We start from the raw sequence: 15,066 nt of genomic DNA, 5'->3' as shown, positions 1-15,066 counted from the left end.
ACCTAATGAGATGCGCATGAATGTCACCGATGAAGCTTTGGCAAAGGCCGCTGCCCAGGGAGACCGGGCTGCCTTTTCCGTGCTGGTCGAGCGGCTGTATGACCGCATCTTTGGATTGAGTTTCCGGCTGACCGGAAGCCGGGCCGAGGCAGAGGATTTGACGCAGGACATTTGCGCCGCATTGCCGACCAAGCTGCAAAGCTGGCGTGGCGATGGCAAGATTACCACGTGGCTCTACAGGATCACGGTTAATGCTTCGCGGGATCGGTTTCGTCGCCGGGCCACTCATGCCAAAGCTGCTGAGGGATGGGGTGATTGGGAACTGGCGCGACAAGCGGACATCAATGAAAGCGCAGAGCGCGCGGATTGGCTGCTGGAGGCCATGCGCGCCCTGCCCGAAGATTTGCGCGAAACACTGGCGTTGATTCTGGACGGGCAAAGCCAGTCCGATGCGGCAAAGATTCTGGATATCTCGGAAGGCACGGTCGCGTGGCGTGTGTCGGAATGTAAGAAACGGTTGAAAGCAATGAAGGAGGCAGAGGCATGAGCGACGATCTGGACGATCTCAAGCGCGCTTTGGACGCGTCTGTCCCGACACCGGATGCGGACAAAAAGGCTGCTGCGATTGCGCTGGCCATGAAAAATTTTGATCGCGCCCAAGAAAGCACCGATGACACGCGTCAAACCTCTGATCGCCCCGCTGGGGGCCTTTTCAGAGGAGTTCGAAATATGTTTGCCAATTTTTCCACCCGCGGCGTCATGGGCGCGACAACTGCACTGGCCGCTGTGACCTTGATGGCCTTTATTCCCACGATGCAAGGACACATGCCGGAATTGCCGGGCACACCCGTTCAACAAGTGAAAGCGCCTGAACCGGAATATTCCGGTGGTGGGCTGCTTAGCGTGCAATCGGCCGGGCAGGGTGCGACCAGTGCTCCGATGGTGATTGCCCGAGATGCTGCACCAGCCGATCTGGCAATTGCGCCGCGTCCTGCGCCAAGCCAGCGCAAAATGGCTCCGGCGAATATGTACTCGGGCGGTGCAGGCAATAATGGTGTGCTGCTGTCCATGCCGCAGGCTGAATCCATGCCGATCATCGATGATCGCCCCGTAATGCAGGAAGCGGATACAGAAGCCTTTCCGGACGCCGATGCCAATCCTATCAAGGTCACGGCTGAGGACCCTGTATCGACATTTTCGATTGATGTGGACACCGCCAGCTGGTCGATCCTACGCAATTCGCTGACGGGGGGTATGTTGCCTCCGGAAGGGTCTGTCCGCATCGAAGAGATGGTGAACTACTTCTCCTACGACTATCCTGCCCCGGATGATGGACAGGCTTTTGCCAGCACGGTTGGCGTACAGCAAACCCCATGGAATGCCGATACGCAGTTGGTACACATTGCCTTGCAGGGCGCCTTGCCCGCCGAACGGCCACCTATGAACCTCGTGTTCCTGATCGATACATCCGGTTCGATGAATCAGCCGAACAAACTGCCGCTGCTCAAACAGAGCTTTCGTTTGATGCTTGGACAGCTTAGCGCCGAAGATTCTGTTTCCATCGTGACCTATGCGGGCAGCGCAGGCCGCGTGCTTGACCCAACGCCGGCGACGGAACGTGAGACCATCCTTGCCGCGCTGGACAACCTGCGGGCAGGGGGTGGCACCGCCGGGCAGGCCGGATTGCAGCAGGCCTATGCCACCGCTGCGGAAATGGCAGAAGAGGGTGAGGTCAGTCGTGTCATCCTTGCGACTGATGGCGATTTCAATATCGGGATCAATGATCCGGAAGAGCTTGAAAAATATATCGCAGACAAACGCGAAGACGGGACATATCTGTCCGTTCTGGGGTTCGGCCGTGGCAATCTGGATGACGCGACCATGCAATCGTTGGCGCAGTTCGGCAACGGTATGGCGGCCTACATCGACACACTGGCCGAAGCACAAAAGGTTCTGGTGGATCAGTTGACAGGTGCATTGGTTCCCATTGCGGATGATGTCAAAATCCAGGTTGAATTCAATCCTGCGACAGTCGCCGAATACCGGTTGATCGGCTACGAAACCCGTGCGTTGCGCCGCGAGGACTTCAACAACGACGCCGTCGATGCAGGCGAGATCGGCGCAGGCCATCAGGTGACGGCTCTCTACGAAATCACGCCGGTCGGATCGCCTGCACGCCTGACTGACCCATTGCGGTACGGCGAAACAGCCGCGGTGTCCGATAGCGATGAACTCGGGTTTCTGCGGTTGCGTTACAAAGCGCCGGGCGAAGATGAGAGCCAGCTGATCGAGGCACCAATTTCAGCTGATCAGGCGCCCTTGGCTGATGCTCAGTTTGCGGCCGCCATCGCGGGCTTTGGCCAGTTGTTGCGCGGGTCTGACTACGTGACGGACTGGAACTTTGCCGATGCGATTTCTCTCGCTCAAAGCGCCAGAGGTGAAGACACTTACGGGTATCGTCAGGAGGCCGTGACCCTGATGCGCCTCGCCGAAAGCCTGTCGCGCTAAAGCGTAACCGAAAACGCGAAAGAAACAGACTGGCCGGGTTCGAGCATGATCGTGCCCGGCCGATCTGTGATCTGGGGCCCAGCCCCGGCGCGCGCAGCCATCCCATGCCAAGGCTCGATGCACAGAAACGGCGCATCCGGTTTCTGCCAAAGCGCCAGATTGGGCAGGTTTTCAAAAGCAAAGTGCAAGGATGGGCCGGTGTCCGCTTCAAAGCGCAGCGCTGCACCGGCACCGGAGGGAAAGATCAGTGCGTCGTGTTCGAAAAGAGCCGGGTCAAGATCCAACACACCTTCGGAAAACAGCGAAGGCAACGCCGCCGCTTTCAGCAATCCGGATTCGTCAATCTGAGCCAGTGTTGGTTCAGCCCCGTTTTCCAACACGATGCGGTGCTGCAAGCCTTCGGCGCCGGGAATCGGCCAGCGAAATGCAGGATGAAATCCGAACCCAAACGGCATGTTTCGTGTGTCTCGGTTCCAGACGGTTGCAGAGACCCGCATTGTTCGGCCTTCCAGCGCATGAGTGATGTCCAGCGCAAAGGAGAAGGGATACACAGCACGGGTATCGTCATTGTCTTCCAATCGATAGGTGCACTGATGATCGCTGTGCTTGGTCAAGGAAAACGCCGACCGTCTGGCAAAGCCATGCCTGGGCAAATCCCGCAGTTCATCGCCATAGGCAATCTTGCCGTCTGGTGTTTCACCGACAATTGGAAACAGGACGGGCGCTCGGCCTGACCACCACGCCGGATCCCCATGCCATAGGAATTCCTGCCCGGCTATGGTTTGCAGACTTTGGGTTTCCGCGCCTTGGGCAGAAACACTGACCTTCAGGTGTTCGTTCGCGATTTCAACAAGATCAGCCATCAATGCCCCCTATTTTGGGTCCACAGTTACTATGGCCCACCTATCGTGCCTCGCAAATGCAAAAAAGGCCCCGGAGGTTTCGCTCCGGGGCCTGTATTCAGGGTCTGGTGGAAACTCAGTTCACGGCTTCTGCGTCCACCACGTCTTTTTCAACAGCGATCGTGGATGGCTTTGCGATGGCGATGCGCCGTGGTTTCAAGGCTTCAGGCACTTCGCGTTCCAGATCAATGTGGAGCATGCCGTTTTCATGTACGGCACCAGTGACGCGAACATGATCGGCCAGATGGAAACGTCGCTCAAAGGCGCGCGTCGCGATGCCCCGGTGCAGATAGGTCTTGGCGGATTGTTCATCGGCCTTGCGGGCGGATACGACAAGCGCTTGTTCCTTGACCTCGACGGACAGGTCGTCATCACCAAAGCCGGCTACGGCGATAGAGATGCGATAGGCATCGTCGGCGGTTTTTTCGATGTTGTAAGGCGGATAGGTCTGTGTGCTGACATCATTTGTCAGAACCCGGTCCATCATGTCAGCGATTTGATCAAAGCCGACGGTCGCACGGTAAAGTGGTGCAAAATCAAAGTGTCGCATGGGAATCCTCCGTTGAGCGAAACCAGTGTTGCGGCGTCTTCCCATAGGGGACAGACGTCTGGGATGATTGCCGGGCCCTGAATAGGCACCCGGACAACATTGAGGTGGGTAGTCTTGATTGAGGTTTCAAGAGGGGGGCTAAACCGGGGCTTTGGCTTGTTCCTACGGGTTGTAGCTGCCCCAGTCTTGTACAGATCAGGGGCGTACGAATTTGGCGCCTGTGTTGTTGCCACCGCCCACTGAAATCCTTTTCGCCCCGGCGCTGGCCTTTGGAAGGGCCGCATCGCGTCGCAGCCGCGTCATCAGGGCGTCGACCACCGGTGGCAGGGTCATTCCATACGCGATGCTGCCCGCTTCACCGGGCGCAGTTCCGCCTGAGATAATTGAGAGTATACGCAGTCTGCCATCTTCCCGGATAAAGACGGGCGCGCCGGATGAGCCAAAGGTCACATCACAGTCAAACCCAAGGATACCGTCGCGATAACGTCCTTTGACCGAACATTTCGCCTGCCGGGACAAAACTTCGTCGCGGCCACGCCCGTAGGACACAACACTGACCTTTGCCCCCGCGGCGGCCCCTTGCAAAACGCGGAAAGGGTCTGCTTCGGCACTGACAATGGCACGGTCCAGCTTTAGCAGGGCGACGTCGTTCGCAATCAGCTCAGCATCTATTTCGGCGCCGGGTTTGGAGTTGAATCCCTCTGGTGCAACCCATTGAATGACCTGCCGATGAGCAATCTGCTGACCATGGTGATACCCGGCCTTGAAGCTGACAGTCTGGGCCGAAATTGGCTGCCCGCGGGTGTTGAACAGACAATGCGCGGCTGTCAGGACTATGTCCCGCGCGATCAAAGTACCGGTGCAATACCCATGTCCGGTATCGACGCGTCCGATCGCTTCCCAGCCCAGCAGTTCACCCCGTCGGTCCATCACGTCGAATGCCGTCGTTGCCTGCGCAAAGGCGGCAGACACCGATAGGACCGCACCGAAAATGGTGGAACATATGGTCAGGGCTTTACGAATTTTGCACCTGTTTCTCTGCGGCTGCCTGCAGCCATGGGTTCAAGGCCAGCGCCTGCATCTGTCGCGGTTTCAAGCGCAACTTTTAGAATGGCGAGTGGCCCTTCAAGCGCCGTTCCAAGCGAAACGGGCTGACCTGAGATTGCAGCTTTGGCCGAGACAACTGAGACGATGCGCGGTGTGCCGTCTTTGTCCATGGTGAACACCGGTGATCCGGACGCGCCGAAATCCACAGAACAAGACATCACCAACATCCCGTCCTGTCTGGACATGACCTTGCAGGTTTCCTGCAAACTTGGCGCCTCAGAACGGTTATGTGCGTATGACACAACACCCAGACGCGCGCCGACCTGTGGCCGAGTGTCTGTTTCAAACGGCACGATCGTCGTGTTTCGAATGGGGTGCTGCAACCGGATCAGGGCAACATCATCGCGCACACGTTTCGCGTTGGATGGGCCAGAGAAATTGTAGTTCGGGTGTGGAACAGCCTTTTTGACAAGACGGTATGCGGATGCGCGTCCGTTTCGCCATGCAGCTTTAAACTGGATTTCGTCGGTAGGAACACGGGCACCCGTCGCCGGATCATACAGGCAATGTGCGGCCGTCAGAACCAGATCGGGCTCGATGAGAGCGCCGGTGCAAAAGGCTTCACCGGCAACTTCAAGACGTCCAACCGCTTCCCACTTGCGGCCATCTTGATTGCTGCCGAGGGAAAAAAGACCCTCTGCAGACGCAACGCTGGCCAAAAAGACCAGAACGACGCTCAACAAAATGCGCACTCGATCCATTCCGCTTACTTTGCCCGTTATCCGGTGACGGTTAACGGAAAGTTTGGGCGAAATTACGGCAAGGGCAGCTGTTTCGGAACTATTCTGCCGCCACGAGCTTGGGAGGCTTGGGTCCGCCTGTTGCCCAATCCAGCAACTCAACCGTGTGAACGATCGGCACATCCGTGCCAGAGCCGATTTGCATCATGCAGCCGATATTTCCGGCTGCGATGATATCGGGTTGTTTTGCTTCCAACGTCCGTACTTTGCGTTCCTTCAATTGGCTGGAAATCTCGGGTTGCATCAGGTTGTACGTACCAGCCGAGCCGCAGCACAGGTGACTGTCTGCAGGCTCCACGACTTCGAATCCGGCCTTTTTGAGCAAAGTTTTGGGGTGCGTCTTGATCTGCTGACCGTGCTGCAACGAACAGGCCGCGTGATAGGCGACACGCAGGCCCTTGGGATCGCTTTGCGGGATGTCCAACTTCATCAACACTTCGCTGATGTCCATCGCCACGGCGGAAACACGCGCCGCGTCCTTGGCCAGTGGTTCGTTGCGGAACATGTGACCATAGTCCTTCACAGTCGTTCCGCAGCCCGACGTGTTGATCACGATGGCGTCGAGCCCTTTACCATCCATTTCCCGCGCCCACGCCTTGATGTTCTTGCCAGCCGTTCCATGGCTTTCTTCGGTCTTGCCCATGTGGTGTGTCAGTGCCCCACAGCATCCGGCGCCTTCGGCCACAACCACTTCGCAACCCAGCCGGGTCAGTAGACGGATCGTGGCATCGTTGATGTCAGTGTTCAGCGCTTTCTGCGCGCATCCGGTCATCAGGGCGACACGCATCTTTTTCTCGGCCGCGGGCGCAAAGCTTTGCGGATCGTCATTCCGGGATACGGGTGGAATGGTCTTGGGCGCCATGGCCAACATGGCGCGCAGCCGGGCATCGGGGATCAGTGGTGCAAAGGGTTTGGCAATCTTTGCGCCAAGCATGGCAACACGGAAGCGCGTCGGGTACGGCAGGATGCGCGCCAGAACCCATCGCAGTGCCTTGTCGTGCCAAGGCCGGTCATAGTTCTTTTCGATGTATTCGCGTGCGTGATCGACAAGGTGCATATAGTGCACCCCGGATGGGCAGGTGGTCATACATGCGAGACACGACAGGCACCGGTCGACGTGCTTGACGGTTTTCTCATCCGGCACACGCTCGTTTTCAAGCATGTCCTTGATCAGGTAAATTCGGCCCCTTGGGCTGTCCAACTCATCGCCGAGCACCTGATAGGTGGGGCAAGTCGCGGTGCAGAAACCGCAATGCACACAGGTGCGCAGAATTTCATTGGCGCGCTGCGTGCCGGGATCTTTCAACTGCTCTTCGGAAAAGGTTGTCTGCATCAATCAGCTCATCATTTGCGCCGTGGCCAGTCCGAACCAGGGCAGTGTTGTAGAAAGAAGGGCGGCTACCGTCAGCCAGCGTCGTTGACGAGGCGCACGAAGCCGGGCTTTGAACGCCTGGGCCACCATGGCGACGGCCAGGACCCAAGCGAGCCAAAGCGCCACCAATGAAATGAGCGCCTGATCGCCTCCAGCCAGCCTCCAGCGTAGCGCAAGGGTGACGCAAACCACGACCGAGACGGAAAGTGCCAACAAAACCCACGTTCGGGCAGGGAGCCTTAAAAGGGCCGCGCATATCAGCGGCCCGACAGCGAAGCAGACCAGAAATCCGATCAGGGCGGGGCTCATCATGCGCTCATTAGTCCGGGATTGAACAAGGCCTTGGGATCGAAGCGAGCACGAATACCGGTTGTGAGCGCTGATAGACCGGCGGACTCAGGTTGGAAAACCGGCAGCGCTTGGCGCGTTTTTTCTTCGGCACGGATCAGGGTGGCGTGGCCTGCCAGATCATCGGGGCGCAGGTTCGTGCCGGGATCGGTTTCGACCCAGATCAATCCACCACCCCAATCGTACAATGTGCGGTTCACCGGATGCTCTGCCTTGAGCGCCGCGACCAATGCCGGCGCATCGCTTGGTTTTACGGAAAACCGCCAGACATCGCCGCTGGTTCCATGCATGGGTTGGACATCGCGGACCCATTCCCATCCGGCGGCGACCCTGGCAGGATCGCTTTCGATGACGACGTCATGTTCAGAAAACAGGGCCTGCAGTTGGTCGGCGCGATAGGCTACCGATTGCTCGAAACCTTCGATCCGCAGCATGGTCACTGGGTCGCCGTCGACGCCTGATGATGTATGCGCGGCGCCTGTCACTTCGTAGGGTGAACCCAGCGCTTTGGACATGACAGAGACGGCTTCAGCGTCGCTGAGACCGTTGATCAGAACACAGGCCGCGGTTTCCGGTTTGGGTAGTACCTTCATGCTGACCTCGGTCAGCACACCAAGACTGCCCCAGCTTCCGGTCATCAACTTGACCAGGTCATAGCCGGTCACGTTTTTCATGACGCGTCCACCATTTTTGATGATGCGTCCGGTCCCGTCCACAAACCGCACACCCAGCATGAAGTCGCGACAGGCACCTGCCTGAATGCGTCGCGGCCCGCTGACGTTGCCTGCAACCACGCCGCCAATGGTGGGCGTGCCGGACGTTCCCAAAAGTCCGCGATGGTCCATGGGTTCAAAGGGAAGGCGCTGGTTTTCCGCATCCAGTGCTTGCTCGATTTCCGCCAATGATGTGCCGGCCTTTGCAACCAGCGTCAGGGCGCCGGGTTCATAAAGGGTAATGCCGCTCAGGCCTTCTGTATTCAGGACAGCGCCATTCACCGGCTTGCCTATGTTCCGGGTGCCGCCCCCACGGATATGGAAGGGCTGGCTTGCGCCTTTGACGATCTCGGACAGGTCGTTTTCGGTAACGGGCTTCATGCGGTTCTCTTTCAAATGTCACTGCAACGAACGGAATGATCGGATTTGCGTTATTCCGCAGCCATTGCAGTCGCACGACGGCTTTGTGATGATTCCAGGGGGAAGACTTTGGCCGGGTTCAACAACCATTGCGGATCAAAGACATCCTTGGTGGCCATCTGGATTTCCAGATCTTCTGGTGCAAACTGATCGATCATCAGATCACGTTTCTCGATGCCGACGCCGTGCTCACCGGTCAGGCAACCGCCAACCTCGACACACAGACGCAAAATATCTGCGCCAAAGGCCTCGCACAGTTCCAAATCCCCCGGCTTGTTTGCATCGAACAGGATCAGCGGGTGCATATTGCCGTCGCCAGCATGAAACACGTTGCCGACGCCCAGGCCATATTCCTTGCTCATCTCGCCAATCCGCTTGAGCACATATGGCAGTTCCGAGACGGGGATCGTGCCGTCGAGACACATGTAATCATTGATCTGACCCATCGCGCCAAATGCGCTCTTGCGGCCAAGCCAGATGCGGCCAGCCTCGTCTGCATCCTTGGCCTCGCGCAGTTCAACCGGGTTGTGACGGCGGGCGATTTCCAGGATCAGCGCGAGTTGTTCGTCGATCTCGGCGTCGGATCCTTCAACCTCAACGATCAGCAAGGCCTCGCACATTGGATATCCTGCTTTGGCAAAGGCCTCTGTCGCTTCGATGCAGGGGCGATCCATAAATTCGATGGCGACCGGCAAGACCCCGGCTTTGATGATGTCGGCAACGCAGGCACCTGCCACTTCGTTATCGTCAAATCCCATCAGAACCGGGCGCGCGCCCTCCGGTTTGCGCAAGATGCGCAGCGTTGCTTCGGTCACGACGCCCAGTTGACCCTCGGAACCGCAGATCAACCCCAGCAAATCCAACCCACCGCTGTCGAGATGCGCACCGCCGATTTCCACGACGGTCCCGTCCATCTGTACCATGGTCACACCAAGCAGGTTGTTCGTTGTGACACCATATTTCAGGCAATGGGCGCCGCCCGAATTCATCGCGATGTTTCCCGCGATCGCACAGGCGAGCTGGCTCGATGGATCCGGTGCGTAAAAGAAGTCTTCCTCTTCCACGGCACCGGTAACAGACAGGTTCGTCCGGCCGGTTTGAACGCGGATTACGCGGTTATCGTAGTCCGTTTCCAGTACGTCGTTCATGCGCGCCACACCAAGAATTACGCAATCCGCCGTTGGAAGCGCACCACCTGCCAACGACGTGCCCGACCCACGCGGAACAACGGGCACACCTTCTTCCCAGCAGATGCGTAAGACATCGGAAACTTCTTTGGTGGAAGATGGCAATACGGCCGCCAAAGGTGGACATTTGTAAGCTGTCAGGGCGTCGCATTCATATGCCCGTGTTTCCGCCTCATCCTCGATCACTGAATCGCGCGGCAGAACGGCGCGCAAACGTTCGACAATACGGGCCTTTTTGGCCAGAATTTGTGGATTAGGGGTAGGCATCTGCATGATCGGTCCTCCTCGAATTGGTAAATTCATATAACCAATACCGGCATATTGCGAGTCAAAACTTGGCTGCGTCCCTGCGGCATCTTGCGCCCAGCCTCTCCTCGGGGCACAGCAGGATCATGGATTGGATCAAGATCATACATCTGCTGTGCGTGATGGGGTGGATGACCTCCATCTTTGCGGTGCCGCGTGCCCTGATTTTCTGGAAACGAGAATGGGATCGTTTGGGCGAATTTGGCCCACTCGGAGATTTGACAATCCGTCTGTACCGGTTCTCGGCCGGACTGGCCGTGATCGCGCTGGGCACTGGTTTGTGGCTGGCGCATCTTTGGCAATGGCCAAGCTGGTCCTTGCTGAAAATCGTCTTGGTTCTGGCTCTGGCGGGCCACTATGCCTACACGGGCCGGCTGGTTCTCAAGGCGCGAAGAGGCGTGTTCGAAAAGAGCGACCGGTTCCTGAGGATATTCAACGAAGTCAGCGTTTTTGGCGCAATTGCGATCCTCTGGGTCGTTGTCGTCAAGCCATTCTGAGCCATGGAATTTGCAGACCGTCTCGCCCTGTTCACGACGCTCGATATATGGGCGGTCACGCTACTGCTTTTGTCATGGTTGGTTTCCACGCTCGTGATCGAACATCCGCCCGCGTCGCGGCCCTCGATGTCGAAACTCATGGCCCAATACCGGTTGAACTGGATGAATGAATTCGTCGTTCGTGAACCACGGATCTTCGATTCACAGATCATAGGGCAGCTCAGACAGGGAACAGCGTTTTTCGCCTCTGCCAGCATGATCGCGATTGGCGGCGGCTTTGCCCTGCTGGGCAATGCCGAACGTCTGCGCGGCGTGGCGCAGGATCTGACGCAAAGCGCCGATCCGGTGGTTGTTTGGGAAATCAAACTGCTTGTGCTCGTGCTCTTCGCAGCGAATGCCTTCCTGAAATTTGTATGGTCCCACAGATTGTTTGGGTATTGTGCTGTTTTGATGGCGGCTGTTCCCAACGATGCTAATGATCCGCAGGCAATGGTCCAAGCAAACCGCGCTGGCCAGATCAATGTGCTTGCTGCGCGTGGCTATAACCGTGGTCTGCGCTCGGTCTACTTTGGAATAGCCTGCGCAGCTTGGTTGGTCGGTCCAGAGGCCCTGTTGCTCGCCGTGTTTTTTACGTTGGGTGTCGTGTTGCGGCGTGAATTTGCTTCGCAATCGCGGGCCGTGCTGATGCAGGCGTCGGCACCCACGAAACCGTGAAACGGCACCGGTGTCTGCCGTGATAGGCTGTCGCTATGAAATATCTTGTTCCCTTCTTCCTTTTTGTTGCGTCGATGGCGCAGTCAGAACCATCTGAGATCAAAGCGGCAGAGGCGCAGCGCAATGGTGACACGTGGCGTTTTTCAGTGACGTTGGCGCATCCAGATACCGGCTGGGATCACTATGCCGACGGATGGCGCGTCGAGCTGGAAGACGGCACTATTCTGGGCACGCGCGTTCTGGCCCATCCCCACGTGAACGAGCAACCTTTCACCCGATCCTTAGGCGGTGTTGCGATCCCGGAAGGAATTGCCGTGGTGTTTATTCGGGAAAAGTGTTCGGTTGATGGTTGGGGGAAAACGCGATTGCCGGTTGATCTGCCCTAGCGCCTGACGGTCACATGTGCCCAGCGGTTGGCGACCAGTGTGTCGCCACGGGTCAGCGTGATCTGGCCCAGATATTCGCCTGGGGGCCAGCCGCCCTTGGGCGCTCTTTTGCCAAAGGCTGGTAATTGGCTGTTGCGCGGTGACTTCATCACGCGGCTGTGGCGGAACACTTCGCCTCGAGGGCCAGTCGCGGTGATTGTGACAATGTCACCGTGTTCGGCAAAGCCCACCTCGGCATAGACGACAAGCGGTTGATCAGGGGCGCTCACATCAATACGCGCGCGTCCGGCTCGAAAGGTTTCGTAGTCCGGTACGCTGTTTGAGAACCCGGCAAAGTGCAGAAGTGTTTTGTGATAGACGGGCGTTTCCAGCCAGATCGACGGTGTCGGCCCGCCACATTCCAGCGTTCCATCTGAATCAAACGGGTCGATGTCCTGCCCATCCTTTCGGACGCGAAAATGCAAATGGGGATGTGTTGTTTGCCCTGACAACCCGATCGTGCCAATCGGGTCTCCGGGTTGGACCAGATCGCCGGGCTGAACCGCAACCGAGCCTTGGGCAAGATGGCAGTACCACGTTTCCCAGCCATCGTGGTGGTTGATGATGACCGCGTTGCCACAGGCATTTTGACTGGTCACGCCGGGCATTCGCCAATCGTCTACCATACCATCCCGCGTGCGGGTAACGGACCCTGCAGCAGCCGCAACCACAGCTACACCGGGGGCCTCCAATGCGTTGAAATCCGGGATGGCGATATCAACGCCCGTATGACCATCCCGCGTGTTTAGACCGCAACTGAAATCGCGGGCTCCTGTGCCGGGATCGCGATCAACGTGATCCTCGACAAAACAGGTTTTGCCAACCGCGCAATCCACGGGCCAGTGCAAAAACGGTTCCGCCGCGAGGGGACCCGCGGCGGACAGTGCAAACGCTAGGATTGCGCGGTTCATTCAGCCGTCAAAAGTGGCGGCTTTTTCGAACTGAGGCGTGGTTTGTCCGGCCCGCTCAGTTTCAGTTCCAGCTCGCCGTTCTTGACGGTGACTTTGACAACGCCGCCCTTGGCCAGTTTGCCAAACAGAAGCTCTTCGGCCAGCGGCTTCTTGATGTACTCCTGGATAACGCGGCCCAAAGGACGCGCGCCCATTTTGTCATCATAGCCCTTGTCTGCGAGCCATTCCGCGGCTGGCCGGGTCAGTTCGATCGTCACGTTGCGGTCCAGCAATTGTGCTTCGAGCTGAAGAACAAACTTCTCGACCACCTGAAGGATGGTTTCCTTGGGCAGCGGTGCAAAGCTGATGACCGCGTCCAGACGGTTCCGGAATTCTGGCGTAAAGGTCCGCTCGATGGCGGCCGTGTCTTCACCGGTCCGGCGATCCCGTCCAAAGCCAATGGCAGCCTTGGCCTGTTCGGTCGCGCCAGCATTGGATGTCATGATGAGAATGACATTGCGGAAATCAACCGTGCGGCCGTTGTGGTCTGTCAGCGACCCGTGGTCCATGACCTGCAACAGAATATTGTAGACATCTGGGTGCGCTTTTTCGATTTCGTCGAGCAGCAGAACACAATGCGGGTGCTGATCCACACCATCTGTCAACTGACCGCCCTGATCGAATCCAACATACCCGGGAGGCGCACCAATCAGGCGGCTGACCGCGTGCTTTTCCATGTACTCGGACATGTCAAAGCGCAGAAGTTCAACACCCAGCGTATCAGCCAGTTGCTTGGCAACCTCGGTTTTACCAACACCCGTTGGCCCCGCGAACAGGTAGTTGCCGATAGGCTTTTCAGGTTCGCGCAAACCGGCACGTGCCAGTTTGATTGCCGAAGACAGCGCCTCGATGGCGTTGTTTTGTCCAAACACCACCCGCTTGAGCGATTTTTCCAGATCCTTGAGAACCTCGGCATCGTCCTTGGAGACGTTTTTGGGCGGGATGCGCGCAATCTTGGCGACCACGTCCTCGATTTCCTTGGTGCCGATGGACTTGCGACGCTTGGAAGCGACCACGAGATGTTGCGCAGCACCGGCTTCGTCGATGACGTCGATGGCCTTGTCCGGCAGTTTGCGGTCGTTGATATAGCGCGCCGAAAGCTCAACGGCTGTCTTGATCGCATCGCCTGTGTATTTGACGCTGTGGTGTTCTTCGAAATAGGGCTTCAGGCCCTTGAGGATCTTTATGGTGTCTTCGACAGACGGCTCGTTCACGTCGATCTTCTGGAAGCGGCGTGAAAGCGCGCGATCCTTTTCGAAGTGCTGGCGGAATTCCTTGTAGGTGGTTGAACCCATGGTCCGCAGTTTGCCGCCCTGCAACGCGGGTTTCAGCAGGTTGGATGCATCCATAGCGCCGCCAGAAGTGGCACCAGCGCCAATCACCGTGTGGATTTCGTCGATAAACAGCACCGCGTCAGGATGCTCTTCCAGCTCGGTCACGACCGCCTTCAGGCGTTCCTCGAAATCACCGCGATACCGGGTTCCTGCAAGCAGCGCGCCCATATCGAGGCTGTAGATGGTTGTTTCGGACAGGACCTCGGGTGTCTCGCCAGCGACGATCTTGCGCGCCAGTCCTTCGGCAATTGCGGTTTTGCCAACACCGGGATCGCCCACCAAAAGCGGGTTATTCTTGCGGCGGCGGCACAGAACTTGAATGCAGCGCTCGACTTCGTGGTCGCGGCCGATCAAGGGATCGATATCACCCTCGCGGCTCTTGGCGTTCAGATCGACGCAATATTTGGCCAGAGCGGATTCGTCCTTGGCACTTGCTGCGGCGGCCTCTTCGTTCTGAGCAGCTTCTTCGCCTTCGGTCGCGCCCTGCACGGGACGCGCTTCGCCGTAGGCAGGATCCTTGGCAACACCGTGGGCGATAAAGTTAACAGCATCGTACCGCGTCATGTCCTGTTCCTGCAGGAAATATGCGGCGTTGCTTTCGCGTTCGGCAAAGATGGCCACCAACACATTTGCGCCGGTCACTTCTGTGCGGCCAGAGGACTGCACATGGATCGCCGCCCTCTGGATGACGCGTTGGAACGCGGCAGTGGGCACGGCTTCCGAGCCCTCGATGTCGGTGACGAGGTTCGCCAGATCCTCGTCGATGAACTCGACCAGCGTTGTCCGAAGCTCTTCGGTGTCGACCGAACAGGCTTTCATCACGCGTGCCGCGTCGGGCTCATCAATGAGGGCCAGCAACAAATGCTCAAGCGTTGCGAATTCGTGGCTGCGCGAATTGGCAAGCGCGAGCGCGGAATGAATGGCCTGCTCAAGGGTGTTCGAGAATGAAGGCACGGTTGTGCTCCTCTTGTCTGCGCTGGTTCATGAGGACCA

Annotated in this window: 14 protein-coding genes; 5 read left to right on the top strand and 9 right to left on the bottom strand. The window is 57.9% G+C overall.

The window, feature by feature from the left end; genetic code table 11:
* Positions 1 to 16 precede the first annotated feature (16 nt).
* Both PFY00_RS00705 and PFY00_RS00700 read left to right on the top strand, forming a co-directional pair.
* Entirely contained in the window at positions 17 to 547 is a 531-nt protein-coding gene (locus PFY00_RS00705) for an RNA polymerase sigma factor (protein WP_271430596.1), read from the top strand.
* On the top strand, positions 544 to 2,508 hold the full coding sequence (locus PFY00_RS00700) for a vWA domain-containing protein (RefSeq protein WP_271430595.1): 1,965 nt from the start codon (positions 544 to 546) through the stop codon (positions 2,506 to 2,508). Before PFY00_RS00705 ends, PFY00_RS00700 begins: the two co-directional genes overlap by 4 nt.
* Here PFY00_RS00700 and PFY00_RS00695 read toward each other — a convergent pair.
* The 7 genes from PFY00_RS00695 to PFY00_RS00665 all read right to left on the bottom strand — a co-directional run bounded on the left by PFY00_RS00695 (position 2,505) and on the right by PFY00_RS00665 (position 10,120).
* Positions 2,505 to 3,371 carry an aldose 1-epimerase family protein gene (locus PFY00_RS00695; RefSeq protein WP_271430594.1) on the bottom strand — a complete coding sequence of 289 codons (867 nt, stop codon included), beginning with the start codon at positions 3,369 to 3,371 and terminating at the stop codon, positions 2,505 to 2,507. The genes PFY00_RS00700 and PFY00_RS00695 overlap by 4 nt on opposite strands.
* Before the next feature lie 115 nt (positions 3,372 to 3,486).
* Positions 3,487 to 3,960 (bottom strand): Hsp20 family protein, encoded by a 474-nt coding sequence (locus tag PFY00_RS00690; protein WP_271430593.1) that lies wholly within the window; start codon positions 3,958 to 3,960, stop codon positions 3,487 to 3,489.
* A 195-nt stretch (positions 3,961 to 4,155) separates the two neighbouring features.
* Complete coding sequence (locus PFY00_RS00685; protein WP_271430592.1) at positions 4,156 to 4,890, bottom strand: trypsin-like serine peptidase; 735 nt, start codon at positions 4,888 to 4,890, stop codon at positions 4,156 to 4,158.
* 77 nt (positions 4,891 to 4,967) lie between these two features.
* Positions 4,968 to 5,768, bottom strand: coding sequence for a trypsin-like serine peptidase (locus PFY00_RS00680; protein ID WP_271430591.1), 801 nt, complete (start codon positions 5,766 to 5,768; stop codon positions 4,968 to 4,970).
* A 79-nt stretch (positions 5,769 to 5,847) separates the two neighbouring features.
* On the bottom strand, positions 5,848 to 7,140 hold the full coding sequence (glcF, locus tag PFY00_RS00675) for a glycolate oxidase subunit GlcF (RefSeq protein ID WP_271430590.1): 1,293 nt from the start codon (positions 7,138 to 7,140) through the stop codon (positions 5,848 to 5,850).
* Between the two features lie 347 nt (positions 7,141 to 7,487).
* Positions 7,488 to 8,621 carry an FAD-binding protein gene (locus tag PFY00_RS00670; protein WP_271430589.1) on the bottom strand — a complete coding sequence of 378 codons (1,134 nt, stop codon included), beginning with the start codon at positions 8,619 to 8,621 and terminating at the stop codon, positions 7,488 to 7,490.
* Positions 8,622 to 8,671: 50 nt separating this feature from the next.
* Complete coding sequence (locus PFY00_RS00665) at positions 8,672 to 10,120, bottom strand: FAD-linked oxidase C-terminal domain-containing protein (RefSeq protein WP_271430588.1); 1,449 nt, start codon at positions 10,118 to 10,120, stop codon at positions 8,672 to 8,674.
* 119 nt (positions 10,121 to 10,239) lie between these two features.
* Between PFY00_RS00665 and PFY00_RS00660 the strand changes: the two genes are divergently transcribed.
* From PFY00_RS00660 to PFY00_RS00650, 3 genes are read left to right on the top strand one after another with little or no spacing between them, the layout of a single operon-like run.
* Positions 10,240 to 10,650: a CopD family protein gene (locus tag PFY00_RS00660; RefSeq protein ID WP_271430587.1), complete on the top strand. Its 411-nt coding sequence runs from the start codon at positions 10,240 to 10,242 to the stop codon at positions 10,648 to 10,650.
* Between the two features lie 3 nt (positions 10,651 to 10,653).
* Positions 10,654 to 11,364 (top strand): DUF599 domain-containing protein, encoded by a 711-nt coding sequence (locus PFY00_RS00655; RefSeq protein ID WP_271430586.1) that lies wholly within the window; start codon positions 10,654 to 10,656, stop codon positions 11,362 to 11,364.
* A gap of 35 nt (positions 11,365 to 11,399) precedes the next feature.
* Positions 11,400 to 11,750 (top strand): hypothetical protein, encoded by a 351-nt coding sequence (locus PFY00_RS00650; protein WP_271430585.1) that lies wholly within the window; start codon positions 11,400 to 11,402, stop codon positions 11,748 to 11,750.
* On the opposite strand, the gene PFY00_RS00645 is transcribed toward PFY00_RS00650, so the two are convergent.
* Together PFY00_RS00645 and clpA are read right to left on the bottom strand one after the other, a co-directional pair.
* Positions 11,747 to 12,700 (bottom strand): M23 family metallopeptidase, encoded by a 954-nt coding sequence (locus PFY00_RS00645; RefSeq protein ID WP_271430584.1) that lies wholly within the window; start codon positions 12,698 to 12,700, stop codon positions 11,747 to 11,749. The genes PFY00_RS00650 and PFY00_RS00645 overlap by 4 nt on opposite strands.
* Positions 12,697 to 15,027, bottom strand: coding sequence for an ATP-dependent Clp protease ATP-binding subunit ClpA (gene clpA / locus PFY00_RS00640; protein ID WP_271430583.1), 2,331 nt, complete (start codon positions 15,025 to 15,027; stop codon positions 12,697 to 12,699). The genes PFY00_RS00645 and clpA overlap by 4 nt, the downstream gene beginning before the upstream one ends.
* Between the last annotated feature and the right edge of the window lie 39 nt (positions 15,028 to 15,066).

The organism is Thalassococcus lentus (assembly GCF_028023555.1).
GTDB classification, from domain to species: Bacteria; Pseudomonadota; Alphaproteobacteria; order Rhodobacterales; family Rhodobacteraceae; genus Thalassococcus_A; species Thalassococcus_A lentus.
Note: the sequence above shows the minus strand (reverse complement) of the source record. Positions and strands in the feature narration are given on the sequence as shown.